The sequence below is a fragment of the Pseudoalteromonas sp. PAB 2.2 genome, from assembly GCF_001938575.1.
GTDB lineage: Bacteria > Pseudomonadota > Gammaproteobacteria > Enterobacterales > Alteromonadaceae > Pseudoalteromonas > Pseudoalteromonas lipolytica.
This window is the reverse complement of the sequence record NZ_LYPI01000009.1, coordinates 36130-60382: the sequence shown is the minus strand read 5'-3', so window position 1 is coordinate 60382 and position 24253 is coordinate 36130. Positions and strand designations below refer to the sequence as shown.

Genomic DNA, 24253 nt, shown 5'->3' with positions numbered 1-24253 from the left:
TTAAACATGTCGCGTTAACCTATTCTAAAGGTCTTACTCACTGTAAAGCAAGAACGCGTTCTGAAATTGGTTTTGTTTTAATTTATCTAAAACGGATTGTGCTTCTGCAGCATCTTTAATTGGCCCTAGACGCAGACGATAGATCCCGTCTTTTTCAACAATGTTTGTTGGCACATGGTATTGCTGGCGAAGTTGAAACGCGAGCGCTTCGACATTAGAAAGAGTACTTCCCGCTGCAACCTGTATGTAACTTAAACGAGGGGCAGAATTTGCAAGTGTAATGGCTTCAACCTTAACACGGGCTGTACCTTGACGATAGTAGCCAAGCTTATATGCTGCAGAATAAGATAAATCGATCAGTCTATCGTCATGAAAAGGGCCGCGATCATTAACACGCACAATCACTGATTTGCCGTTATCTAAATTCGTGACGCGAGCAAAACTTGGCAGCGGCAGTGTTTTGTGAGCTGCAGTCATGGCAAACATATCGTATATTTCGCCGTTCGAAGTGTGGTAGTTGTGAAATTTTCGACCATACCAAGAAGCGATGCCTTCTTCTGAGTAGCCCGTTTCATCTAGCATGGGCGTGTAGCGCTTTCCTCTCACCTCGTAGGGGCGGCTTGCACTGGCGCTTTTGATAACAGCAGTGACCACAGCATCTTGCATTTCAAGTTCTGTCGGTGTTCGCAGTGGCGCTGCATCATGCTGCATTGCATAGCGCCCTTGTTGTGACGACGGTGAGCTACATGCGCTGAGCACAACACAGATAAGCGCGATTAAAAGGGCATTTATTAAGTGGGTCATTATTTTAACAGCATCCTTTTATCGGTGGCGATAGACATAATAATGCCAAATCCAGCCATCAGGGTCACCATAGAAGTCCCCCCGTAACTAATTAAGGGTAAGGGGACACCAACGACAGGTAATAGGCCAGAAACCATTCCTATATTCACAAACACATAGACAAAGAAAGTCAGGGTTAAGGCCCCAGCGAGTAGTTTACCAAATGCGTCTTGTGCATTTACGGCAATGTACAAGCCACGACCAATAATAAATAAATACATGCACAGCAGTAAGCAAACACCAAATAGACCAAATTCTTCACTGAGTACCGAAAAGATAAAGTCAGTATGGCGTTCGGGTAAAAACTCAAGTTGCGATTGGGTCCCTTGCAACCAGCCTTTACCTTCAATTCCCCCGGAACCAATGGCTATTTTTGATTGAATAATGTGATAACCCGAGCCTAAAGGGTCACTTTCAGGGTCTAAAAAGGTGAGTACTCGCTGACGTTGATAGTCATGCATTCCGTAATGCCAAAATGGCCATGCAGCGAGTGCAACAACGGCTGAGAAAAAGCCAATTAAGCGCCAGCTTAAGCCTGATAAAAACAACACAAATATACCTGAACTGGCAATTAAGATTGACGTTCCTAGGTCTGGTTGTTCTTTAATTAAAATGGTCGGCACCATCACAATTACAAAACCAATGATTAAATGAATCGCGCGTGGTGGCAGGTGATTACGGCCAATGTACCAGGCAACCATCATTGGCACGGCTATCTTCATTAATTCGGAAGGCTGGAAACGCGTGATACCTAAATTAAGCCAACGTTGCGCTCCTTTGGAGCTGACACCAAAGAATAACACGCCAACGAGCATTAATAAGCCCAAGCAATACAGAGGAATGACCATGCTTTTTAAGGTATTCGGTGAAAACTGCGCCAGAATAAACATGCCCAGTACAGCACCAAACATACGTGTAGCATGGCGGATCATCATCGCAGAATCTTGACCACTGGCACTGTATACAATAGCAAGGCTTGCAACCATCATGAGCATGAGCGCAATCAGCAAAGGTACATCAAGATGAAGGCGCTGCCAAATCGAGCGTTTTTTATTTAATGGGATCATGGCGCATCACTTTGAGCAAGTTTTATAGGGTTAGCAGAAAAGTAGTAATCCATTAATTGGCGCGCAATTGGCGCACCAACAGTACTTCCCCCACCGGTATTTTCGACGACCACCGACACCACAATTTGTGGGTCATTATAAGGGGCAAAGCCAACATATATTGCGTTATCTCGTTGGCGTTCTTTGAGTGATTCTGCATCATATCGCTCGCCTTGAGCAATACTGACTACCTGCGCCGTTCCGGTTTTACCGGCTGGGTCATAGGTTGCACCTTTAAACGCTTTGTGTGCTGTACCGGTTACTTTATGCACTGTGTTGTGCATTGCATCGAGGGCTATTTGCCAATGATGTGGGTTTTTAAGTTGTACAGGGGGCTTTTCATCATTATTGATTTGCGTTACTTCGTTTTCTTTTTTGGCTACTTGCACAAGGTGAGGTGGATGATCAATGCCTTTATTAACCAAAATGTTAGTTGCATTGGCTATTTGCATCGGGGTCGCGGTCCAATAACCTTGTCCGATACCCACCGAGATTGTATCGCCTCGCCACCATGATTCTCTGAAACGGGCTTCTTTCCATTCTTTAGATGGCATAATTGCCGTTGTTTCTTCATGAATATCAATACCAGAGAGCTCGCCAAAGCCAAATTGAGTCATAAAGTCACTGATTTTAGTGATGCCTAGTCGGTAGGCAACATCGTAAAAGTAGGTATCACATGACTCCTCAATCGCTTTGTAAACATCGACATGACCATGGCCCCAACGTCTCCAGTCACGCCATTTGTGTTCAACATTCGGAATTTGGAAAAAGCCCGGATCCCACATCTGTGTTTGTTCTGTTACCAAACCTTCTTCGAGGGCTAAAATGGCCATATGGGGCTTAACCGTCGATGCCGGAGCATAGCGACCCTGCGTAGTACGGTTAATAAGTGGGCGGTCTGGATTTAATAATTCTTTGTAGTTTTTACTGCTAATGCCATGCACAAATAAGTTTGGGTCATAACTTGGGTTTGAATACATTGCCAGCACGCCCCCGTCTTTTGCATCAAGCACGACCACTGCGCCGCGCATGTCTTTTAAGGCATGCTGGGCTATTTGTTGCAAGCCAATGTCCAAGGTTAACACTAAGTCATGGCCCGGCTCTGGCGGAGTCAGACTAAGAGTACGGATAACGCGACCACGGTTGTTTACTTCAACGCGTTGTGAGCCAACAACACCGTGTAGTAACTCTTCATAGTATTTTTCGATACCAAGCTTACCAATGTCATGAGTGGCGCGGTAATTCGTTGCTTGGTCTTCGGCTTCAAGTTTAGTGAGTTCTTTTTTGTTTAGCTTGGCAACATAACCTAAGGCATGAGTGAGTGTATCGCCATACGGGTAATAGCGTGCTAAACGCGCTTCTATACTGAACCCTGGAAATTTATGTTGGTTTACTGAAAACGTGGCTACTTCGGTTTCGTTTAACCGTGCTTTAAGCACTTGGCTTTTAAAGCGGCGATTATGTTTGATATCGTCTAAAAAGTCGGCTTTTTGTTGTTCGCTTATCGTAATTAGTTGCTCAACAGCAGCCAGTGCTTTGTCAAGATCATCAACTTCTTCAGGAATGACTTCAAGGTTGTAAACGGGTTTGTTCTCGGCAAGTAACACCCCATTTCTGTCGTAAATCAGGCCTCTATTAGGCGCAATTGGTATTACTTTTATGCGGTTGTCGTTTGAACGTGTTTGATAGTCTTGGTGATCAATAACCTGAATGTTATATAAATTTGATAACAAGACACCAATAAGCAGGGTAACAAACACAAAACCCACAAATGCTCGACGGGCAAATAAATTTGCTTCAGCCGAGTGGTCTCGAATGGTGGGTTTGTGTTTTCGCATGGGCTTTACTACTCGCGATGATAAGGGTGGTTGTTATTTAAGCTCCAGCCACGATAAAGGCTTTCAGCAACAATAATACGCACCAACGGATGCGGTAGCGTTAGGTTCGATAAAGACCATTTTTGCTCAGAGGCTGCTATACACTCAGGTGCAAGCCCTTCAGGACCGCCAATCAGTAGGCTGACATCTCGGCCATCAAGCTGCCATTTTTCCATACTTTTAGCGAGCTGATGCGTATCCATCGGCTTACCGGTTACTTCAAGTGTAACAATGCGGTTTCCTTTGGGGATAGCCGCCAATGTCTTTTCACCTTCAAGTTGTAAAATACGTTTGATATCCGCATTTTTACCACGCTTTCCTGCTGGGATTTCAATGAGTTCTAACGGCATATCACGCGGAAACCGGCGTTGATATTCCGTAAACCCTGTTTCTACCCATGCTGGCATTTTCGTGCCAACGGCAATCAATTGTATCTTCAAAATGCTTTACCTATGTCCTTGCTAAGGGTTAACCCCAAAGTTTTTCTAGATCATAGAAGTCGCGAGTTTGGTCTTGCATTACATGCACAACCACATCACCGAGGTCTACCAGTACCCATTCACCTTCATTTTGGCCTTCGTAGCCGAGTGGCTCTTCACCAGCATGGCGTGCTTCTTTCGCGACATGATCAGCAATAGACTGAACGTGGCGTTTAGAATTACCTGAACACACCACCATGTAGTCAGTAATGTCAGATTTTCCACGAACATCAAGTTGTACCACGTCACGGGCTTTCATATCGTCGACTTTATCAAGGGCAAATGCGAGTAGTTGTTTAGAATCCAAAGTGTTTTCTCAAAAGTAAATAATCGTAATGTGTTATTTTATCACGCAGATAGTATTTATTCATCTGTTTGGTAAAGATGATGCTGCGCAATGTATTGACTGACGCTAGCGGGTAAAAGTTCCGCGGCCTGTTCATTTAAATATAATTGTTTTCGAATCTGACTCGATGCAGCATCAACTTGTAAGCCATTTAAAAAGAATAACTTGCCAGCAGGTGATTGTTTTAGTTGCGCGAGTTTGTCAGTCAACGCATCGGCTTTGTAAGCGGCCAGTTCACCCTCAACATGGCATATTTGGCCAGGGCGCTGATACACCACGATATGGCACAGTGTGACTATTTCTTGCCATTGATACCATTTATCTAAGTTATTAAACGAATCCATGCCGATTAAAAACAGAATAGGGGCGGTCGGGTGTTCACTGCGAAGCTCTTTTAAGCTCAGTAATGAATACGATGCACCGCTGCGGTTAAGCTCTCTGTAGTCTATGGCAAATTGCGGGTTAGACGCTATCGCAAGCTTGAGCATATTAATCCGATGCTCGTCGCTTATACCCGGTTTTGCTTTATGAGCGGGGATAGCGCAAGGCATAAAATAGAGGGTATTCAATTGGCACTGTTTAACACACTGTTCAGCCATATTTAAATGACCTAAGTGAATGGGATCAAACGTGCCACCGAAAATAGCAATCATCAGTTACGACTCTCAGTCAGAATGTGGATGACAAGGTAAGGGGATTGATAACGGCTGACAAAACACTAAACAAATATGAGTCAACGCTTGATAAGGGGCAATTAAGTTACCTTGTTTGTAAGCGGCATCAAATTGAGCGAGTTGTTTAATTATTTGCTCAAGTACTTTGCTGTTTAAACGATTCAGCGCGTGTTGGATTGTCGCCTGTTGATTCTTCCAAATATTAAACTGCTTGTATAAGTCAGTCATATTGGCGCCCGTTAGTCTGGCATGTTGCATAGCAAGTAGGTTGCTGGCTTCTTTATTAATAGCCCAAAAAATACTCATGGCTTCGGTATTATCCGCAGCGAGTTTGGTCATGACTTTGACTGCTTGCTCAGCGTGACCTTTGAGTAATGCATCGCTCAAATCGAAAATATCAAACTTTGATTGATTGAGCAGCCCTTGCATCACGGCTTGTTGGTCAACTAAGTCACTGCCATAAAGCAGTGATAGCTTTTCAAGCTCTTGATGACACGCAAGCAAGTTGCCTTCAGTTGCTTCTATGAGGCTTTGCTTAGCATTGTTATGCAGGTTTAAATTTAAACGATAACATTGCTCATCTAACCAGCGGGTTAGGTGATTGCCTGTTAGCGGATAACAAGGCACAAAGATGCCTTGTTTATCGAGTGCTTTAAACCAAGCGCTACGCTGGATATCTTGGCTGGCTTTGGCGCCTTTTAACACTAAAATAGTGTCATCATTGACCAGCTCAGTAAGCTGTTTAAATATTTGACTGCCCGTGGTGCCCGGTTTTTGCTCGTTTAAATCAAATTCAATCAGGGTGCGTGCACTGAACAGTGACATACTTTGATATTGAGCAATAATCTCTTGCCAATCAAAGCCCTGCATCAATGTGAATTTGATGACTTCGTCAAAACCGTGCTGTTTAGCTGCTTGACGTATCTGTGATACGCATTCCGCTATTTGGTAGGGCTCCTCACCAAACACCATGTAGAAAGGGGCGAGGCCTTTTTTTAGTTGGCTGGTGAGTTGATTCGCATAACAACGCATTACAGTTGCGATAACTCTCTAACAATACGGCGGCTTGCTTGCTTTCTGATTTCACTCAGCAGCAGCTCAAGTTCTTTGGCTTTTGCAAGTGCGTTATCAGGATCGTCTTGGTAGTTACGATACAGCTCAAAACGTTGGTTAACCGCTTCTTGGCCCGGGCGTTTAAGGGTGTAACTGACACTATAAGCAAGCTCATATTCTGCGACCTGACCGTTATCAAATAACGACAATATTTGTCGCTCTAAGCGGTCTTTGTGAATAGTGAGCTCAGGCGTTGAACTGTCGCCGTGGTCAAATTCTACTTTACTGGCTATTAGCTCTTTTTCGACTAACTCGAACAGGGTTGATTTTTCGTCATCACCAACCAGCGAGATCACCTTTAAGTCATCCGGTAAGTTAGAGGCTTTCTTTAAATGAAAGCCACAGCTTGTTACTAGTAAACAGACTAGCACTAAAGCTAGTCTGTTTTTCAGTGCATGAAGCGCTGCCATCTTAGTTAGCAACCACATTCAGAAGCTTGCCTGGTACGTAAATTACTTTACGGATTGTCACGCCGTCTGTGAACTTAGTCACATTATCTTCGGCGAAGGCGAGGGCTTCAACTTGCTCTTTAGTGGCATCTGCTGGCACTGTTAACTTAGCACGAAGCTTGCCGTTAACTTGTACGATGATTAGCTTTTCATCTTCAACAAGTGCCGACTCATCCACAGTTGGCCAAGAAGCATCTAAGATGTCACCTTCTTTGCCAAGGTCTTGCCATAGTTGATGACACATGTGCGGCGTAATAGGTGCAAGCATGATAAGTAATGCTTCAAGCGCTTCGTTTGCTATCGCGACATCTTGTTTATCAGCAAGTGGCGCTTTTAATAACTTGTTTGAAAGTTCCATAATGGCAGCAATTGCTGTGTTGAACGTTTGACGGCGCTCAACATCATCGGTCACTTTTGCAATGGCTTTATGAAGCTCACGACGAAGTACTTTTTGATCGTTGCTTAAAGCGGCTTTATCAAGCGCTTGATAACCTACGGTTTCAACATCGACTGCGTATTTCCAAACACGTTTTAAGAAACGCATTGCGCCTTCTACACCTGAATCAGACCATTCAAGAGTTTGCTCTGGAGGTGCTGTGAACATCATGAATAAACGTACCGTATCGGCACCGTATTCGGCAATAACTTGTTGTGGGTCGATACCGTTGTTTTTCGATTTCGACATTTTACTCATGCCTGCAGAGAATACCGGCTCACCATCTACTTTATGCCATGCTTTTGTCACACGACCTTTTTCGTCAGTTTCAGTTTGTACGTCGGTTGGTGATATCCACACATCACCGCCTTTCTCATCTTTACGATAGAACGTTTCTGCTAATACCATGCCTTGGCACAGTAAACGCTCGAATGGCTCGTCAGAGTTAACTAAGCCAAAATCACGTAGTAGTTTGTGGAAAAAGCGAGAGTAAAGTAAGTGTAAAATCGCATGCTCAATACCACCGATGTATTGGTTTACAGGTAACCAGTAGTTTGCAGCGCCAGGCTCAATCATTCCTTCGTCAAAACGAGGGCTACAGTAACGTGCGTAGTACCACGATGATTCCATAAAGGTATCGAATGTATCAGTTTCGTGAAATGCAGGTACGCCATTTACGGTTGTTTTAGCCCATTCAGGATCCGCTTTGATTGGCGATGTAACACCATTCATAACCACATCTTCAGGTAAGCGTACTGGTAACATGTCTTCAGTAGCGGCAATCTCTTGGCCATTTTCGTCGCTTAACATAGGGATTGGAGAACCCCAGTAACGCTGACGGCTCACGCCCCAGTCACGTAAACGGAAGTTTACTTTACGCTCACCAACGCCCAGTGCTTCTAACTTGTCTGCTACCGCATTAAATGCCGCATCAAACTCTAGACCATCAAACTCACCTGAGTTTACTAACACGCCTTTTTCTGTGAAAGCTTGATTTGCAAGGTCAACCGTATCTTCGCTGCCAGCTGCTGGTGCAATAACTTGCGTAATTTCTAGGCCGTAAGTACTTGCAAACTCGTAGTCACGTTGGTCATGCGCAGGCACCGCCATTACCGCACCTGAACCGTAGTCCATGAGTACAAAGTTAGCGACCCAAATAGGGACTTGCTTGCCTGTTAATGGATGGATTGCGTAAAAGCCAGTTGCAATGCCTTTTTTGTCCATGGTTGCCATGTCGGCTTCAGCGACTTTGGTGTTTTTACACTCATCAACAAACATCGCAACAGCATCGCTATTTTTAGCCGCTTCTTGTGCAATTGGGTGACCGGCTGCAACAGCAACGTAAGTCACACCCATAAAGGTATCTGGGCGTGTTGTGTAAACACGGAATGTGTCATCGTTGTCGGCACGTTTGAATTCAATTTCTAAGCCTTCAGAACGACCAATCCAATTGCGTTGCATGGTTTTAACTTGCTCAGGCCAGTGATCAAGTTTATCTAAATCATCTAAAAGCTCTTGAGCATAATCAGTGATTTTGATGAACCATTGTGGAATTTCTTTTTGCTCAACAATCGCACCTGAACGCCAGCCACGACCATCGATTACTTGCTCGTTGGCAAGCACTGTTTGGTCAACTGGATCCCAGTTTACTGTTGACATCTTTTTGTATACTAAGCCTTTTTCATAAAGCTTAGTGAAGAACCACTGTTCCCATTTGTAGTACTCTGGGTGGCACGTCGCGATTTCGCGATCCCAGTCATAACCAAAGCCTAATTGCTTTAATTGGTTACGCATGTAGTCAATGTTTTCGTATGTCCATTTAGCCGGTGCCGTATTATTTTTAATTGCGGCATTTTCAGCTGGAAGACCAAACGCATCCCAACCCATAGGTTGCATTACGTTTTTACCTTGCAAGCGTTGGAAACGTGATACTACGTCACCAATAGTGTAGTTACGAACGTGACCCATATGCAGTCGGCCGCTTGGGTATGGGAACATTGATAAGCAGTAATACTTTTCTTTGCTCTCATCTTCAGTGACTTTAAATACTTGGTTTTCATCCCAGTAGGCTTGTACTTTTGACTCTATGTCTTGCGGGTTATATTGCTCTTGCATCTACGATTCCAGACTTCTTGCAAATTGATAAAAAATTGTCGCTAAGGATAACCCAAAATACAGGCTAATCACAGCGGCAAATAAGGGCTTTTCCGAAATTATCACTTTCAGGGCAGGTTAACCTATACTCAACTATAGTAAGTATTGATTTTTCATCACTTTTGAAGGAGTAAACGATGGCAGATTATAAAACATGGCTCAGCGATTTAAGTGCATGGCTTAAAGATGTAAAAGACCACGAGTTGAAGGAGGCAATGGAGAAGTTTGTTGAATCTGAGCAGGCACTTAAAGATCTAGGAAAAGAAAAACTTGAGCTGTATCGCGACTACCTTAAACGCGATATTGATCACATCAAAGAAAACGATAAACATTATGACTCCTTAGCGTGGCTTGAACTAAAAGAGTCGCTTTGGTACGAGTTATCGCACATCGAAGACAAAACCCAGTTAGAATGGCAGGCCCTAAATCAAGATTTTAAGCACAATGGTGTCTATCATCAGGGAGAATGGATAGCCATGGGCACATTAGTATGTAAAAATTGCCAACATAGTTACGATGTTTACCATGCTACTCAAATTACCCCTTGTACTGAATGCGGTGGTATTTACTTTAGCCGTAAGGCATTACAACCTTAATCTGTAACGCAAGCAAAAGCTGGGCGTTACCCATAATGCCCAGCTAATCCTGGGAAATAAGAAGTTAGAATGACAAAAAAACTAATCCCATTGCCAGTCTCTACCTTAGCGCCAGAAATTGCCGCCAGTCATGTTGCTACATGCATGAATAATCCATACCCAGAGGCTTTAACGTTTATTGGTCAACAACGTGCTCAAAGTGCGCTCGATTTTTCATTAGGTATGGAGCTACCTGGTTACAATGTTTATGTTATGGGTGAGGCTGCACTGGGTCGTTTTACCTTAGTGAAAGACAAGCTAACAGCCCATTCAAAAGGCCGCCCAACGCCTAATGAGTGGCTGTATGTCAATAATTACGACGACCACCGCGAGCCTATCGCGCTGTTTATGCAAGCTGGGCAAAGCAAGCAGCTTGCAGATGATATTGATTCATTTATTGATGAAGTGCTTGATACATTCCCAGCTGCATTCGATAACCCAGGTTATCAGCGTAAGAAGAAATCAATAGACCGTGAATTCACCGATACTTACGATGCAGCTATAACCGCAGTAGAAATTGCCGCGCTTGAGCAAAGTGTAGCGCTTATCGAAGAAAATGGCGTGGTAGGGTTTGCGCCTTTGGTTAATGGTAAGCAATTAAGCGACAGTGAGTTTGCGGCACTCGAAGAGCCATTGCGTATTGAATTTTATGACGTGATTGAAAAGCTCGAAGATGCGTTAATCGAAGCGCTGATTGAGTTACCGCGTTGGAAACGTGAATCATCTGAAAAACTGCGTAATCTTAAAAAATCAACGGCTGAGTTAGCGACCAAGCCACTTATTAAAGCGCTCGAGCACAAATATGCAACGCATATTGGTGTGCTGCGTTATTTAAAAGACATACGTGAAGAAATCATTGATGCGGTGCTGGAGTGGCTCGACGATGATGACAACGACGAAAACAAAGAAGACTTTGATCGCAAGGGCATGCTAACCGACTTTTTCGCACCCAATATTTTAGTCGAATTTAAAGAAGGGGATGCAGCGCCTGTTGTTTACGAGCCTAACCCAACGTTTGGCAATATTTTTGGCAAAATTGAATACGCGACATCGCAGGGCTCGCTCATAACCAGTTATCGCTCAATTCAGCCGGGTGCACTGCACCGTGCTAATGGCGGTTACTTGATTATGGACGCTGAAAAAGTAATGGCGAATCCACAAGTGTGGGATGGCCTAAAATTGTCTTTAAAAACGCATCAAATTAAGAACGACTTACCATATCAAGACAGTTCAGTGGGGAGCAGTTTTACTTTACGTCCACAGCTTATTCCGCTGGATGTAAAAATTGTGCTGCTGGGCTCACGTGATTTGTATTACACCATTGGTGAGTACGATGAAGAGTTTGCTGAGCTGTTTCGTGTGCTTGCTGACTTTGATTATTACTTACCAAGCAGCGATAAGCTGCAGTACCAGTTTATTACCAAAGTGACTGAATACTGTGAGAAAACCTTAAATTGCACTGCAAACGAAGCAGCAATGGAACGTTTACTCAAGTTTAGTTATCGCCAAGCTGAGCATCAAAATAAGCTGTCTGCACGTTTTGCAGATGTCCTTGAGTTGGTGGCCGAAGCCAGTTTTTATGCCAAGCAAGATGGACATACACTGATTGATGCGCACCACATTGATGAAGCCATTCTTGGTAAACAGTACCGTACTGGGCAAATTTCAGAAACCATGCTTAGCGATATTAAAGAGGGGCAGATCCTCATTGCTACCGAAGGTCAGGCTGTGGGTAAAGTAAACGGCTTAACGGTGCTGCATATCGGTGATACATCGTTTGGTACGCCTGCACGTATTACTGCCACGGTTTATGCCGGTGCCGATGGGGTCATTGACGTTGAGCGTGAGGCCGAGCTGGGTAAAGCAATTCACTCAAAAGGGGTGATGCTACTAACCGGCTACTTAGGTAACAAATATGCGCAGCAATTTAGTTTAACGCTCAGTGCTAATATCGCGATTGAACAGAGTTACGGTTATATCGACGGTGATAGTGCGTCACTGGCCGAGCTCTGTGCGCTTATCTCGGCAATAACCAACTTACCTATTAGCCAGTCAATTGCGCTTACAGGCTCAATTAACCAACATGGTGACGTGCAATCTATTGGTGGTGTTAACGAGAAAATCGAAGGCTTCTTTAAACTCTGTAAAATGCGTGGCTTAACGGGCGAGCAAGGCGTGATCATTCCAAAGTCAAACCAAGTGAACCTGGTGCTTGATGATGAAGTGCTCGACGCCGTTGAAAAAGGCCGCTTTAATATTTATGCCGTTGAAACAGTAGACCAGGCGTTAAGTCTATTAATGGACAAAGACGCGGGTGAAATGACGGAGCAGGGCTATCAAGACGGCTCTATTAATGCCTTAGCATTAGCCCGACTTGCAAACATTGCCGATATTGTTAATGGCGATAATGATGATGAAAAGGAAGCGGAATGATTAACTTAATTCTTTTATTGGTCATAGGTGTATTTTGTTTTTTGATTTTTAAAAATAGCAAAAAAGCGAAATTACAAGCACTTGAAAATGAAACGTTGGCCGCTGATTTTTTAGCGACAAATGGTAAAGCTGATGATATTCATGAAACAGCATCTGGGCTGCAATACAAAATTGAGCACAGCGCGGGTAATGAAGCTAAGCCACATACTAGCAGTAAGGTGAAAGTGCATTACCATGGTACGCTCATGGATGGCAGTGTATTTGACAGTTCAGTCGTACGCAATTCGCCAATTAGCTTTGGTTTAAACCAAGTGATTGCCGGCTGGACTGAAGGCTTACAGTTAATGAGCGAAGGCGATAAGTTCACCTTTTATATCCCGCCACAGCTTGCCTATGGGCGTAAACGTGTTGGCAGCATTCCGCCAGGCTCGTTACTAATATTTGAGGTTGAACTTCTTAAGATTGAATCGTAAGCGTCAGCCAAACGACAAAAAAGAAAGGGCTTCATAAATGGAGCCCTTTTTTGATTTAATTCCGCGGGATTAATGAGGCTATACCCATTAGGTATAGCCTCAAAATAGTACTCTAATTAAACACAGTCGTATTCTTTACGCGTTTGCTTTGGTTTTTCTTACTAACCCTATGACAGTTAGTAATAAAACAGCCAGCCATACCGGCCAATTACCTAAACGACTGTATAGCGTGTCACCTTGAATTAAGGTGATATTCGCTTCAAGCACATCGGCTTTAAACTGTGGCATGCTCAATTGCGATTTTGCGATAGGGTCGTACACAGCGCTAATACCGGTATTCGTTACGCGAATAAGCGGGCGCTGAAGCTCAAGGGCGCGCATACGGGCTATTTGCATATGCTGATGCGGGCCATGAGAGTCTCCAAACCAGGCATCATTACTAACAGTAAACAAAATATCAGAATCACTTCTATAGTTTCCACGTACTAAATCGGCAAAGGCAATTTCGTAGCAAATAGCAGGCAAAATATTTAAACCATTGGCGCGTAAGTTATCTTGTACTTCATCACCACGGGTGAACGATGACATTGGTAAGTCAAATAGAGGGGCGATAGGGCGTAGTAAATCTTGAAATGGCACAAACTCACCAATGGGTAACAATTGATGCTTTTGATAGCGGTTATACCCTAAATACTGATAGTGACCTTCATTGTCACTGGGCTCTTTTTTACCAAGTACAATGAGGGTATTAAAAATATTGCGGGTGTCGTACTGGTAATCAACAATGCCAGTGATAAGTGCGGTGTTATTAAATGTTGCGGCACTGTCAAGGCCAGATAAATATTGCGTCGCAAGGGCTTCTAGCTCAGGCACGGCGGCTTCAGGCCAAACGATTAAATCAGCATTCCAATGCAGGCGTGTCATGTCTTGGTATTTGCTCATGGTATTCCAAAACTCAGACGGCTCAAACCGTAAATGTTGCTTGATGTTACCCTGTACCAGCACGGTTTTAATCGTTTTATCTTGGTATTTAACTGGGCTGTTACCTGCAATAAAATATAAGCCAATGAGCACGGCGACAGAGACTATCAAAGGTTTAATGTCTTTACTTATTAAGCGATATAGCGCAAAGGCGATTAATACACATATAAGCGTAATACCAAACTCACCAATCACAGGGGCTAAAAAGTTTAGTGGGCTGTCTGTTTGTGTATAGCCAAAACTAAGCCATGGAAATCCAGTCAGTAGCGTGCCACGCAGATACTCAGTGACCGCAATACTTGCCAATAATAAGCACACAAAACTATAAGGCCCTGAAGCCAGTCGAGTACTAAGCCAAGCAGCTAAAGCTGGATAAAGTGCAAGGTAGGCGCATAAAACAACCATTAAACCAAGAGAGGCAATTAATGGCATTCCACCAAAGGTGGCTATTGAAACATGCACCCAGCTGATACCGGCACCAAACCACCCTAAACCAAAGATGAAGCCATATTTTGCGCTGCGCTTTGCTGCGTCTTTACCGTTTGCAAGAGGGTTGATGCAATAAAGCAGTGCACCAAGAGAAAGAAAGGCAATGTGCCACAGATTAAAGGGGGCGTAACTTAAGGTTAAAAAGAGGCCCGCAATAAGTGCGAGCCAGGCTTTTTTATCTTTTGCAAGAACGCAGAGGTTAGTTAGCAGTTTCTTCACTGTCGTTATCATCAGCCTTAGGAATGGTGACTTGCAATTGTAAGATGCGACGATTGTCAGAATTGGTGACTTTAAATTGTAAGCCTTCAATGTCTATCGTCTCACCACGGCTTGGCATATGACCAAACGCATGTAAAACCGTACCACCAATTGTATCGGCGTCAGAGGTGCTGTAACCCGTTTTAAAATATTCGTTAAAGTCATCAACAGGTGTTAGAGCTTGAACTGCGTAAACATGTTTCGCAACTTGTCGAATATCTTGTTGTTCCTCTTCTTCATCGTGTTCGTCTTCTATTTCACCCACAATGATTTCGAGAATATCTTCGATGGTTACTAATCCTGACACACCCCCGTATTCATCAATAACGATGGCCATGTGATAACGTTGTTGACGAAACTCATTTAACAGCGTATCAACTCGTTTGCTTTCAGGAACCACCATCGCAGGACGTAAATAGTCACGTAGTGATGGCAATAGTTCATCTTTATTTAGAATTAAAGGCAATAAATCCTTTGCGAGTAATATACCTTCGATGTGATCTTTATCTTCACAAACCACGGGGAAACGAGAATGTGTAGAGTCAACCATCATCGGGAGTAGCTCTTCTAATGGGGCGTCAATTTCAAGCGTCACCATTTGAGAACGTGGTATCATGATGTCTCGAACTTTTAGTTCTGACACACCTAATACCCCTTCAATCATTTCTTTTGTTTCAGGGTCGATAAGGTCGCGTTCTTGCGCATCGGCAATTACTTCTACCAGCTCTTCTCTATTCTGGGGTTCCCCTTGTAACATCTGGGCTATGCGGCCCAGCCACGTTTTACCAGAAGAACCCTGGCTAGTTTGCGAGTTGTCGTCGCTCATTGCGTCTAATTGCTCCGTAAATTTAAATATCGTCTCGATATGGGTCAGCAATGTTCAGATCGGCAAGTAATTGCTTCTCTATGCTTTCCATTTCGAGTGCATCTTCGTCCTTTATATGGTCAAATCCAAGTAAATGCAAGCATCCATGGATCACCATATGGGCAAAATGGTCGTGAAAGGTTTTTTCTTGCTCAATTGACTCAGCTAAAACGATAGCTGGACATATGATTAAATCACCCACTAAAGGTAACTCAATACCAGGGGGGGCTTCAAATGGAAACGATAAGACATTAGTCGGTTTATCTTTACCACGGTAGTCATTATTGAGTTGTTGGCTTTGTGCTTCATCACTGATCACAATTGTCAGTTCAGCATCTTCACGGTAGTGACTGAGGGCTTTATCAGCCCACAGTTGAAATTGTTCAAAGCTTGGTAAGTTGTCAAACTCACACGCTATTTGTAAATCTAATTCGGTCACGAGTTTGCTTCTTGTTGGTTTGCTTGTGCTTCTTTTGCGCGTTGTTTTTCAGCCCGTTTTAAACGTTCAGCTTCATCGTTGCGCTCATAGGCTTCAACAATACGCGCCACAACAGGGTGGCGTACCACATCATGTGATTGGAAAAAGTTAAAGCTAATTTCATCGACACCGTTAAGTACCTCAATCGCATGGCGAAGGCCCGAGCGCGCACCACGCGGTAAATCTACTTGGGTGATATCGCCTGTAATAACGGCCTTAGAATTAAAACCAATACGGGTTAAGAACATTTTCATTTGCTCTGCGGTGGTATTTTGGCTTTCATCTAGGATGATAAATGCGTCATTCAATGTACGTCCACGCATGTACGCTAACGGTGCTACTTCGATAATATTTTTTTCGATCAGTTTTTCAACGCGCTCGAAGCCGAGCATTTCAAATAATGCATCATAAAGAGGGCGTAAATAAGGGTCGATTTTTTGGCTCAAGTCGCCAGGTAAGAAACCCAGTTTTTCACCTGCTTCAACGGCAGGGCGAGTAAGCAGAATACGGCGAATTTCTTGACGCTCCAGTGCATCAACAGCAGCAGCAACGGCAAGGTAGGTTTTACCTGTGCCTGCAGGGCCAATACCAAAGGTAATATCGTGATGCAGAATATTAGCCACATACACGCCTTGGTTATCGTTACGCGGTTTAATAACGCCACGGCGAGTTTTTATCACCATGTCTTTACCATAAACGCCCGGGTTGTCGTCTTGATCAAGGGCGTTTGATTCGCTAATCGCTAAGTGCACAGCGTCGGGTTCAATTTCGCCAATTTCACCACGAACTGGTTGAGTATCAACATAAAGGTTTTTTAAGATTTCGACACTGGCTGCTGCACAGTGAAGTTTACCAGTGACTCTAAAAAAATTATCGCGATGGGCAATTTCAACACCTAGTCGGCGTTCAATTTGTTTGATGTTTTCGTCAAACGGACCACATAAAGATGAAAGGCGTTTGTTGTCGGCGGGTTCTAAATAAATCTCTAAAGTTTTTAATTGATTACTCAAAATTGCTTCCTATTGATGGGTGCTGGCAAGGGCCAGCACCAAAATTCACCCTAAGGGACGAAAGTTGCAACGCCAATTTCGTTAGGGGCTTGTGCAGCGTCTGCTTCGGCTGCTTTACTAAGAATAGACGATGGCGCAATATCACGGCGCAGATTCATTTCTGATTCTGTACGAATTAATTCACCGCGTAAAGAGTTTGGCAACGCTTCAGTAATACGTACATCAACGAATTGACCGATCACTGAATGTGGGCCTTCAAAGTTAACCACACGGTTGTTTTCAGTACGGCCACGTAACTCCATAGGGTTCTTCTTAGAAGGACCTTCAACTAAGATTCGCTGTTCAGTGCCAAACATTTGGCGACTGATTTGCTGTGCCATTTGCGTAATACGGTTTTGTAAAAGGTATAAACGCTCTTTTTTCTCTTGCTCTGATACGTCGTCCGGTAAATCAGCTGCTGGTGTACCAGGGCGTGCACTGTAGATAAAGCTGAAGCTCATATCAAAACCAATATCATTGATAAGGTTCATTGTTGCTTCAAAGTCTGCTTTGCTTTCGCCAGGGAAACCAATGATAAAATCAGAAGACATACTTAAGTTAGGGCGAATTTTACGTAATTTACGAATCGTTGATTTGTACTCTAGAGCTGTATGACCACGTTTCATTAAATTAAGAATACGGTCAGAGCCACTTTGCACTGGTAAATGTAAGTGGTCGACAAGCTCTGGTACATCGGCATATGCATCGATGATGTCAGGAGTAAACTCTACTGGGTGCGAAGTGGTGTAACGAATGCGGTCAATACCATCAATCGCGGCAACATAACGCAGTAGGTCAGAGAAGTAACAAATTTCGCCATCATGCGTTTCACCGCGGTAAGCGTTTACGTTTTGACCTAGTAAGTTTACTTCACGCACGCCTTGCTCTGCGAGCTGGGCGACTTCGAGTAGTACGTCATCAAGTGGACGGCTTACTTCTTCACCGCGCGTGTATGGCACAACACAGAAAGTACAGTATTTAGAACAGCCTTCCATAATCGATACGAACGCACTTGGGCCTTCTGCTTTTGGCTCAGGTAAACGGTCGAACTTTTCGATTTCAGGGAATGATACGTCAACAACAGATGTACTGTCGCCACTTTGCACTTGCTTAATCATCTCTGGTAAACGGTGTAACGTTTGCGGGCCAAAAATTACATCGACAAACGGCGCACGTTGACGAATTGAGTCACCTTCTTGTGACGCTACACAGCCACCTACACCAATGATAAGGTCAGGTTTATCGTCTTTTAATAGCTTCCAACGGCCTAGCTGGTGGAATACTTTTTCTTGCGCTTTTTCACGAATTGAACAGGTGTTGAGTAAGATCACATCTGCATCTTCAGCTTCATCAGTTAACTGATAGCCGTTAGTCGCATCCAGTAGATCCGCCATTTTCTGAGAGTCGTACTCGTTCATCTGACAACCCCAGGTTTTAATATGCAGCTTTTTACTCATTGAAATATAGCCTCGTTTTCAATTCGGTAGTGACACAAAAATGTGTTAGAAACATGATTAAGCGGCTTTAATGCCGACTTAAAGGACGCGTATTTTAGCTGGATACCCGCACAGATCCAAGTATAGTTTTTATCTTTGTGGTGTGAAATCAAACAAGTCACTGTTTTAAAATTCTTAACGCGTAAATGCACTGACACAGTTTAGTGAATTACGTTACAATTTATGCCGTATTCAAATAGCCAAATGAGCGACTATTAAATGAAGAAAAATAAGGTAATTGTTGTTGGTGGTGGCATGGTAGGTGCTGCCACAGCTGTTAAACTGGCACAGCAGGGCAGGGACGTCACTATTATTGAAAAGCACCTTATCGATGCTGATGACATTCTCAGTTCAGATAAGGTGGATATTCGCATTTCGGCTATTAATCGTTTTTCAGAAAACTTACTTGATGAGCTGGGGGCAATGCCGTTATTGCGCCAAAATCGTATCGCTCCATACCAACAGCTTGAGGCGTATCAGCAACAAGGCGAAAACTTATTGTTTGATTGCCATGATATTGGTGAAACACATCTGGGTCATTTAATCGAAAATAGCCTAATTCAAGCGAGTCTTTGGCAGCAATTTTCTCAATATGGCATTGAGGTTATTGAGCAGACAACACCGGTTACAGCGATAAGCCAAGAGAGTGATTCAATCACGCTTCATTACGGTGACACCCAATATACGGCTGATTTAGTGGTTGCTGCAGATGGCGGACAATCACAATTACGTAGCAAAGCTGGCTTAGGTGTAACAGGGTGGCAATATGGTCAACACTGTATGGGTGTGTTAATTAAACTGGATGCGCCGCAACAAGTTAAAACGTGGCAACAATTTACGCCAACGGGCCCTGTGGCGTTTTTGCCTATGCAAGCCCCGTATGCAAATTTAATTTGTTACCACAACGCGTCGGTTTTAAACCGTTGGAATAAACTCCCCACAGAACAACTAAAAGCCCAACTCATTGCGCATTTTCCTGAGTTGCCGGGTGAATTTGAGTTACTTGAGCATGCTGTTTTTCCATTGGCTCGTCAGCACGCAAATGATTATTCGCAAGGGCGCTTAGTCTTAGTGGGCGACTCAGCACACACTATTAATCCCTTGGCAGGCCAAGGGGTTAATTTAGGTTTTCAAGATGTGGTTGCACTTGCAGAGGTTCTTGCTGGCCACGATGATGTTGGTCAGCATGCGGTATTAAAGCAGTATGAGAAGAAACGTCGTCGCGCTAATTTACTTATGATGAGTATGATGGATGCCTGTTACTTCGGATTCTCAAATGAACTACAGCCACTCAGTTGGGCACGTAGTAAGTTTTTAAAACTAGCGAACAATATTGGCCCGGCTAAGAACTGGGTATTAAAATATGCCATTAGTGGGACACTCAGTTAAACAAAATAATACACATAAACGATAAAGAAACGGGTTAATGAAAATTAGCCTGTTTTTTTTGCGCTAAATAAAATGAATTAAATTTTGGAGAAATTAGAAATTAGAAATTAGAAATTAGAAATTAGAAATTAGAAAGGAAGTTGGCTGGGATACCAGGATTTGAACCTGGGAATGGCAGGATCAAAACCTGCTGCCTTACCGCTTGGCGATATCCCAACGCTAAACTTGAAGAGTTTTAGTTCTACTTAAGAACATGGTGCGGAAGGAGAGACTTGAACTCTCACAACCGAAGTTACTGGAACCTAAATCCAGCGCGTCTACCAATTCCGCCACTCCCGCATCATTAAGTTGTATTTTTATACTCTATACAGAGTTTTTCTTATTCACTCTCTTGGTAGAGAAAGTGGCTGGGATACCAGGATTTGAACCTGGGAATGGCAGGATCAAAACCTGCTGCCTTACCGCTTGGCGATATCCCAACAAAGAAAAAGTTGATAGTTTTGGTTCTTATCAAGAACATGGTGCGGAAGGAGAGACTTGAACTCTCACAACCGAAGTTACTGGAACCTAAATCCAGCGCGTCTACCAATTCCGCCACTCCCGCATCATTAAATTGCATTTTTATACTCTATACAGAGTTTTTCTTATTCACTCTCTTGGTAGAGAAAGTGGCTGGGATACCAGGATTTGAACCTGGGAATGGCAGGATCAAAACCTGCTGCCTTACCGCTTGGCGATATCCCAACAAAGAAAAAGTTGATAGTTTTGGTTCTTATCTAGAACATGGTGCGGAAGGAGAGACTTGAACTCTCACAACCGAAGTTACTGGAACCTAAATCCAGCGCGTCTACCAATTCCGCCACTCCCGCATTTTGTGTTTAAAAACACTGGTAGTTATTTTTAACTCTTCATTGAGTGCAGTTTAAACTCCTGCAGAGCCATTCTAAAAGAAGAATGGTGGCTAAGACGGGATTTGAACCTGTGACCCCATCATTATGAGTGATGTGCTCTAACCAACTGAGCTACTTAGCCATTGTGGCTGGGATACCAGGATTTGAACCTGGGAATGGCAGGATCAAAACCTGCTGCCTTACCGCTTGGCGATATCCCAACAAAAATTTGATAATTTTAGTTCTTATCAGAACATGGTGCGGAAGGAGAGACTTGAACTCTCACAACCGAAGTTACTGGAACCTAAATCCAGCGCGTCTACCAATTCCGCCACTCCCGCATTTTGTGTTTAAAAAACACTGGTAGTTATTTTTAACTCTTCATTGAGCAACAAAAAGAATGGTGGCTAAGACGGGATTTGAACCTGTGACCCCATCATTATGAGTGATGTGCTCTAACCAACTGAGCTACTTAGCCATCTTTTTTGTTAGCACTTCATCGCTGAGTGCGGGGCGTATTATGCTGATATGACCTAAATCCGTCAACACCTTTTTTGCAAAAAAACGCTTAACAGGGTTTGTTTGCATTAAAATTAAGCTAAGCGGCTAAATTTTATTTAAATTGCTGTTTTTTTGACAGACAAAGACACCACTAAAAGTATATTACGTATTGTTGCTAATAAAAGCCCACTTTTAATCTGTTTGATTTTCATACAAAAATTAAGGGTGTAAATTTAAAAACTATTTTGTTGAGAGTTTTTATAACACCTAAACGTATTTACAGTGATAGGAGTAGAATACTATACACAGAGCAAATAGATAAAATGGCTCTGTTTACAGCGCTAAAAATAGCCTGCGCGTCGTGGTGTCAATTCAGAAAACAAAAAGGCTCGTGATAACGAGCCTTTTAAATAGAGTGTGCTACACAACTTATACGTTAAATAAGAAGTTCATAACATCACCGTCTTTCACGATGTACTCTTTACCTTCTTGACGCATTTTACCTGCTTCTTTCGCACCGCTTTCACCTTTGAACTCAATATAATCATCAAAAGCGATAGTTTGTGCTCGGATAAAGCCACGTTCGAAATCAGTATGAATTTTACCTGCCGCTTGTGGTGCTGTTGCGCCGACAGGAATTGTCCATGCACGTACTTCTTTTACGCCTGCTGTGAAGTAGGTTTGTAATTTAAGTAATTCGTACCCACCACGGATCACTAAGTTAAGGCCCGGCTCTTCAAGACCTAAGTCAGCCATAAACTCAAGCTTGTCTTCTTCTTCAAGCTCAGATAGCTCTGATTCGATAGCCGCACAGACAGGAATAACAACCGCATCTTCTGCAGCTGCGATTTCACGCACTTTGTCGAGGTATGGATTATTTTCAAAACCATCTTCTGCCACGTTTGCGATGTACATTGTTGGTTTAATTGTTAAGAAGTTTAAAGGCTTAATAGCTGCTTTTTCTTCTTTTGTTAGTTCTAAAGAACGTAACGTTAAACCTTCATCAAGGTGTGCTTTTACTTTTTCGAGAACAGCGTTTTGTTCTTTTGCATCTTTATCGCCACCTTTCGCTTTTTTCGCATTACGGAAACTTGCTTTATCAGCGCTGTCCATATCAGCCAGTACTAATTCGGTGTTAATGACATCAATATCGTCAGCAGGGTCGATAGTGCCGGCAACGTGAACGATGTTTTCGTCTTCAAAACAGCGCACTACATGACCGATTGCATCAGTTTCACGAATATTCGCAAGGAACTGGTTACCTAAACCTTCACCTTTTGAAGCGCCTTTTACAAGGCCTGCAATATCAACGAATTCCATCGTTGTTGGTAAAATGCGTTGCGGATTTACGATTTCGGCTAATGCATTTAAGCGTGCATCAGGCACCGGTACCACACCTGTGTTCGGCTCAATGGTACAGAAAGGGAAGTTAGCGGCTTCAATTCCCGCTTTAGTTAGTGCATTAAATAATGTTGATTTACCAACGTTTGGCAAGCCAACGATGCCACATTTAAAACCCATAGTAAGATACCTTGTGTAATTTCATTAAAACGGATTAAGGTTTAAATGAATGTAGTCTGTTTTGTGCTTTTAACACACCATCTTTTGCAAGAATTTCCATACAACGAACTGCCTCATCAATAGCGGCATCCATTTTTTCTTGATCTTCTTTAGCGGCTTTACCAAGTACCCAGCCTGTCACCATTTCTCGGTGACCCGGATGACCAATACCGATACGAAGGCGCATGAAATCTTTTTGGTTTGCCATTTTCGCAATAATATCTTTTAAACCATTGTGACCACCGTGGCCGCCACCTTTTTTTAGTTTAGCAATGCCGGGATCAAGATCCATTTCGTCGTGCGCTACGAGAATGTTCTCAACAGGGATTTTAAAGAAATTAGCGAGACTACTCACCGCCTTACCACTTAAATTCATGTAAGTAGTTGGGATCAGTAATTTAAATTCTTGGCCTTGAATGATCACTTTGCCAGTGAGGCCGTGATATTTAGGATCGTGTTTGAGTGTGCAGTTATAGCGTGCTGCGAGTTCTTCAATGAACCAAGCACCTGCATTATGGCGTGTATTTGCGTATTCGGGGCCTGGATTAGCCAGGCCCACAAGCATTTGAATAGAATTCAAGGTGTGTACACCTTAAAAATTATTCTGCAGCGTCTTCTGAAGCTTCTTCAGCAGGAGCAGCTTTGTTAGCTTTTACAGTAACAATTGACTGATCGTGGTCTGCACCTTTAGCTAGCTCAACAGATGAAACACCTGCAGGTAGTTTAAGGTCTGAAAGGTGGATTGAATCACCTGCAACTAAATCAGCAACGTTAACTTCAACGAACTCAGGAAGTGACTTAGGAAGACACGTGATTTCGATTTCAGTTAATTGGTGAACAACAGTGTTACCTGCTTTAGTTACTTTCTCTTCACCGATGAAGTGTACTGGCACTTTAGTGTGAAGTTTGTGAGAAGCATCTACACGTTGGAAGTCTAAGTGAGTGATCTTAGGCTTGAACGGGTGACGTTGAATATCTTTAAGGATAGCTTCAACTGACTCACCGCCAATGTTTAAAGTAAGGATGTGCGTGTAGAAACCTTCGTCTTCTTGCGCTTTAATCATATCTTTGTGTGCAAGAACGATTGATGCAGCTTCTTTGTCAGCACCGTAAAGGATTGCAGGAACTTTATCTTCACGGCGTAGGCGGCGGCTCGCACCAGTACCTGTTTCTGTACGTAATTCTGCATTGTATGTATAAGTTGACATAATGTCTCCAAAAATTAAAAGTCTTAGGGCCTTTGCGACCAAGGTCCCCAGCCAAAAGGCGCGCTATCATA

The 24253-nt window shown here is 43.2% G+C and carries 21 protein-coding genes and 10 tRNA genes; 4 read left to right on the top strand and 27 right to left on the bottom strand.

All coding sequences use genetic code 11. The features are described from left to right. Positions 1–33 precede the first annotated feature (33 nt). From BWD47_RS07050 to leuS, 9 genes are read right to left on the bottom strand one after another with little or no spacing between them, the layout of a single operon-like run. Positions 34–804, bottom strand: a complete 771-nt coding sequence (locus BWD47_RS07050; protein ID WP_036967342.1) for a septal ring lytic transglycosylase RlpA family protein — start codon at positions 802–804, stop codon at positions 34–36. Continuing rightward, positions 804–1910: a rod shape-determining protein RodA gene (rodA, locus tag BWD47_RS07045; RefSeq protein WP_036967346.1), complete on the bottom strand. Its 1107-nt coding sequence runs from the start codon at positions 1908–1910 to the stop codon at positions 804–806. The genes BWD47_RS07050 and rodA overlap by 1 nt, the downstream gene beginning before the upstream one ends. Continuing rightward, the gene (gene mrdA / locus BWD47_RS07040; RefSeq protein ID WP_075593705.1) at positions 1907–3787 is read right to left on the bottom strand and encodes a penicillin-binding protein 2; all 1881 of its coding nucleotides are present in this window, start codon (positions 3785–3787) and stop codon (positions 1907–1909) included. The genes rodA and mrdA overlap by 4 nt, the downstream gene beginning before the upstream one ends. Before the next feature lie 8 nt (positions 3788–3795). Next, the gene (rlmH, locus tag BWD47_RS07035) at positions 3796–4266 is read right to left on the bottom strand and encodes a 23S rRNA (pseudouridine(1915)-N(3))-methyltransferase RlmH (protein WP_036967350.1); all 471 of its coding nucleotides are present in this window, start codon (positions 4264–4266) and stop codon (positions 3796–3798) included. A gap of 28 nt (positions 4267–4294) precedes the next feature. Then, entirely contained in the window at positions 4295–4612 is a 318-nt protein-coding gene (rsfS, locus tag BWD47_RS07030; protein ID WP_036967352.1) for a ribosome silencing factor, read from the bottom strand. Positions 4613–4668: 56 nt separating this feature from the next. Further along, the gene (nadD, locus tag BWD47_RS07025) at positions 4669–5304 is read right to left on the bottom strand and encodes a nicotinate-nucleotide adenylyltransferase (RefSeq protein WP_075593704.1); all 636 of its coding nucleotides are present in this window, start codon (positions 5302–5304) and stop codon (positions 4669–4671) included. Between the two features lie 12 nt (positions 5305–5316). Then, a complete protein-coding gene (gene holA / locus BWD47_RS07020) occupies positions 5317–6357 on the bottom strand; it encodes a DNA polymerase III subunit delta (protein WP_065978079.1) in 1041 nt (346 codons plus the stop codon). Beyond that, a complete protein-coding gene (gene lptE / locus BWD47_RS07015) occupies positions 6357–6848 on the bottom strand; it encodes an LPS assembly lipoprotein LptE (RefSeq protein ID WP_065978078.1) in 492 nt (163 codons plus the stop codon). The genes holA and lptE overlap by 1 nt, the downstream gene beginning before the upstream one ends. A gap of 1 nt (position 6849) precedes the next feature. Further along, on the bottom strand, positions 6850–9438 hold the full coding sequence (leuS, locus tag BWD47_RS07010) for a leucine--tRNA ligase (protein WP_075593703.1): 2589 nt from the start codon (positions 9436–9438) through the stop codon (positions 6850–6852). Between the two features lie 176 nt (positions 9439–9614). Between leuS and BWD47_RS07005 the strand changes: the two genes are divergently transcribed. The 3 genes from BWD47_RS07005 to BWD47_RS06995 all read left to right on the top strand — a co-directional run bounded on the left by BWD47_RS07005 (position 9615) and on the right by BWD47_RS06995 (position 13018). Further along, entirely contained in the window at positions 9615–10073 is a 459-nt protein-coding gene (locus tag BWD47_RS07005) for a zinc ribbon-containing protein (RefSeq protein WP_074989684.1), read from the top strand. A gap of 69 nt (positions 10074–10142) precedes the next feature. Further along, positions 10143–12545, top strand: a complete 2403-nt coding sequence (locus BWD47_RS07000) for a Lon protease family protein (RefSeq protein ID WP_075593702.1) — start codon at positions 10143–10145, stop codon at positions 12543–12545. After that, complete coding sequence (locus BWD47_RS06995; protein ID WP_065978075.1) at positions 12542–13018, top strand: FKBP-type peptidyl-prolyl cis-trans isomerase; 477 nt, start codon at positions 12542–12544, stop codon at positions 13016–13018. The genes BWD47_RS07000 and BWD47_RS06995 overlap by 4 nt, the downstream gene beginning before the upstream one ends. A 135-nt stretch (positions 13019–13153) precedes the next feature. On the opposite strand, the gene lnt is transcribed toward BWD47_RS06995, so the two are convergent. Genes lnt through miaB form a run of 5 tightly spaced genes read right to left on the bottom strand, consistent with a single transcriptional unit; the run spans position 13154 to position 18595 of the window. Next, complete coding sequence (lnt, locus tag BWD47_RS06990) at positions 13154–14707, bottom strand: apolipoprotein N-acyltransferase (protein ID WP_178387085.1); 1554 nt, start codon at positions 14705–14707, stop codon at positions 13154–13156. Then, on the bottom strand, positions 14688–15572 hold the full coding sequence (corC, locus tag BWD47_RS06985; protein WP_036967376.1) for a CNNM family magnesium/cobalt transport protein CorC: 885 nt from the start codon (positions 15570–15572) through the stop codon (positions 14688–14690). The genes lnt and corC overlap by 20 nt, the downstream gene beginning before the upstream one ends. A 22-nt stretch (positions 15573–15594) precedes the next feature. Then, on the bottom strand, positions 15595–16050 hold the full coding sequence (gene ybeY / locus BWD47_RS06980) for an rRNA maturation RNase YbeY (protein WP_036967379.1): 456 nt from the start codon (positions 16048–16050) through the stop codon (positions 15595–15597). Then, a complete protein-coding gene (locus BWD47_RS06975; RefSeq protein ID WP_074989681.1) occupies positions 16047–17099 on the bottom strand; it encodes a PhoH family protein in 1053 nt (350 codons plus the stop codon). Before BWD47_RS06975 ends, ybeY begins: the two co-directional genes overlap by 4 nt. Positions 17100–17149: 50 nt before the next feature. Further along, positions 17150–18595 carry a tRNA (N6-isopentenyl adenosine(37)-C2)-methylthiotransferase MiaB gene (miaB, locus tag BWD47_RS06970; protein ID WP_036967384.1) on the bottom strand — a complete coding sequence of 482 codons (1446 nt, stop codon included), beginning with the start codon at positions 18593–18595 and terminating at the stop codon, positions 17150–17152. Between the two features lie 258 nt (positions 18596–18853). Between miaB and BWD47_RS06965 the strand changes: the two genes are divergently transcribed. Next, positions 18854–20023, top strand: coding sequence for an FAD-dependent oxidoreductase (locus BWD47_RS06965; RefSeq protein WP_074989680.1), 1170 nt, complete (start codon positions 18854–18856; stop codon positions 20021–20023). A 141-nt stretch (positions 20024–20164) separates the two neighbouring features. Here BWD47_RS06965 and BWD47_RS06960 read toward each other — a convergent pair. The 13 genes from BWD47_RS06960 to BWD47_RS06900 all read right to left on the bottom strand — a co-directional run bounded on the left by BWD47_RS06960 (position 20165) and on the right by BWD47_RS06900 (position 24182). Beyond that, a tRNA-Gln gene (locus tag BWD47_RS06960) sits at positions 20165–20239 on the bottom strand. 38 nt (positions 20240–20277) lie between these two features. Further along, positions 20278–20362, bottom strand: a tRNA-Leu gene (locus tag BWD47_RS06955). A gap of 65 nt (positions 20363–20427) precedes the next feature. Next, positions 20428–20502 (bottom strand) — tRNA-Gln (locus BWD47_RS06950). Between the two features lie 40 nt (positions 20503–20542). Then, positions 20543–20627 (bottom strand) — tRNA-Leu (locus tag BWD47_RS06945). A 65-nt stretch (positions 20628–20692) separates the two neighbouring features. After that, a tRNA-Gln gene (locus tag BWD47_RS06940) sits at positions 20693–20767 on the bottom strand. A 40-nt stretch (positions 20768–20807) separates the two neighbouring features. Continuing rightward, positions 20808–20892 (bottom strand) — tRNA-Leu (locus BWD47_RS06935). Between the two features lie 86 nt (positions 20893–20978). Continuing rightward, a tRNA-Met gene (locus BWD47_RS06930) sits at positions 20979–21055 on the bottom strand. Between the two features lie 4 nt (positions 21056–21059). Continuing rightward, positions 21060–21134, bottom strand: a tRNA-Gln gene (locus BWD47_RS06925). Between the two features lie 35 nt (positions 21135–21169). Next, a tRNA-Leu gene (locus BWD47_RS06920) sits at positions 21170–21254 on the bottom strand. Between the two features lie 60 nt (positions 21255–21314). Next, positions 21315–21391 (bottom strand) — tRNA-Met (locus BWD47_RS06915). Positions 21392–21843: 452 nt separating this feature from the next. Beyond that, positions 21844–22935, bottom strand: coding sequence for a redox-regulated ATPase YchF (gene ychF, locus BWD47_RS06910; protein ID WP_036967393.1), 1092 nt, complete (start codon positions 22933–22935; stop codon positions 21844–21846). Positions 22936–22969: 34 nt separating this feature from the next. Then, positions 22970–23554, bottom strand: coding sequence for an aminoacyl-tRNA hydrolase (pth, locus tag BWD47_RS06905; protein ID WP_036967395.1), 585 nt, complete (start codon positions 23552–23554; stop codon positions 22970–22972). Between the two features lie 19 nt (positions 23555–23573). After that, positions 23574–24182, bottom strand: coding sequence for a 50S ribosomal protein L25/general stress protein Ctc (locus tag BWD47_RS06900; RefSeq protein ID WP_036967397.1), 609 nt, complete (start codon positions 24180–24182; stop codon positions 23574–23576). Between the last annotated feature and the right edge of the window lie 71 nt (positions 24183–24253).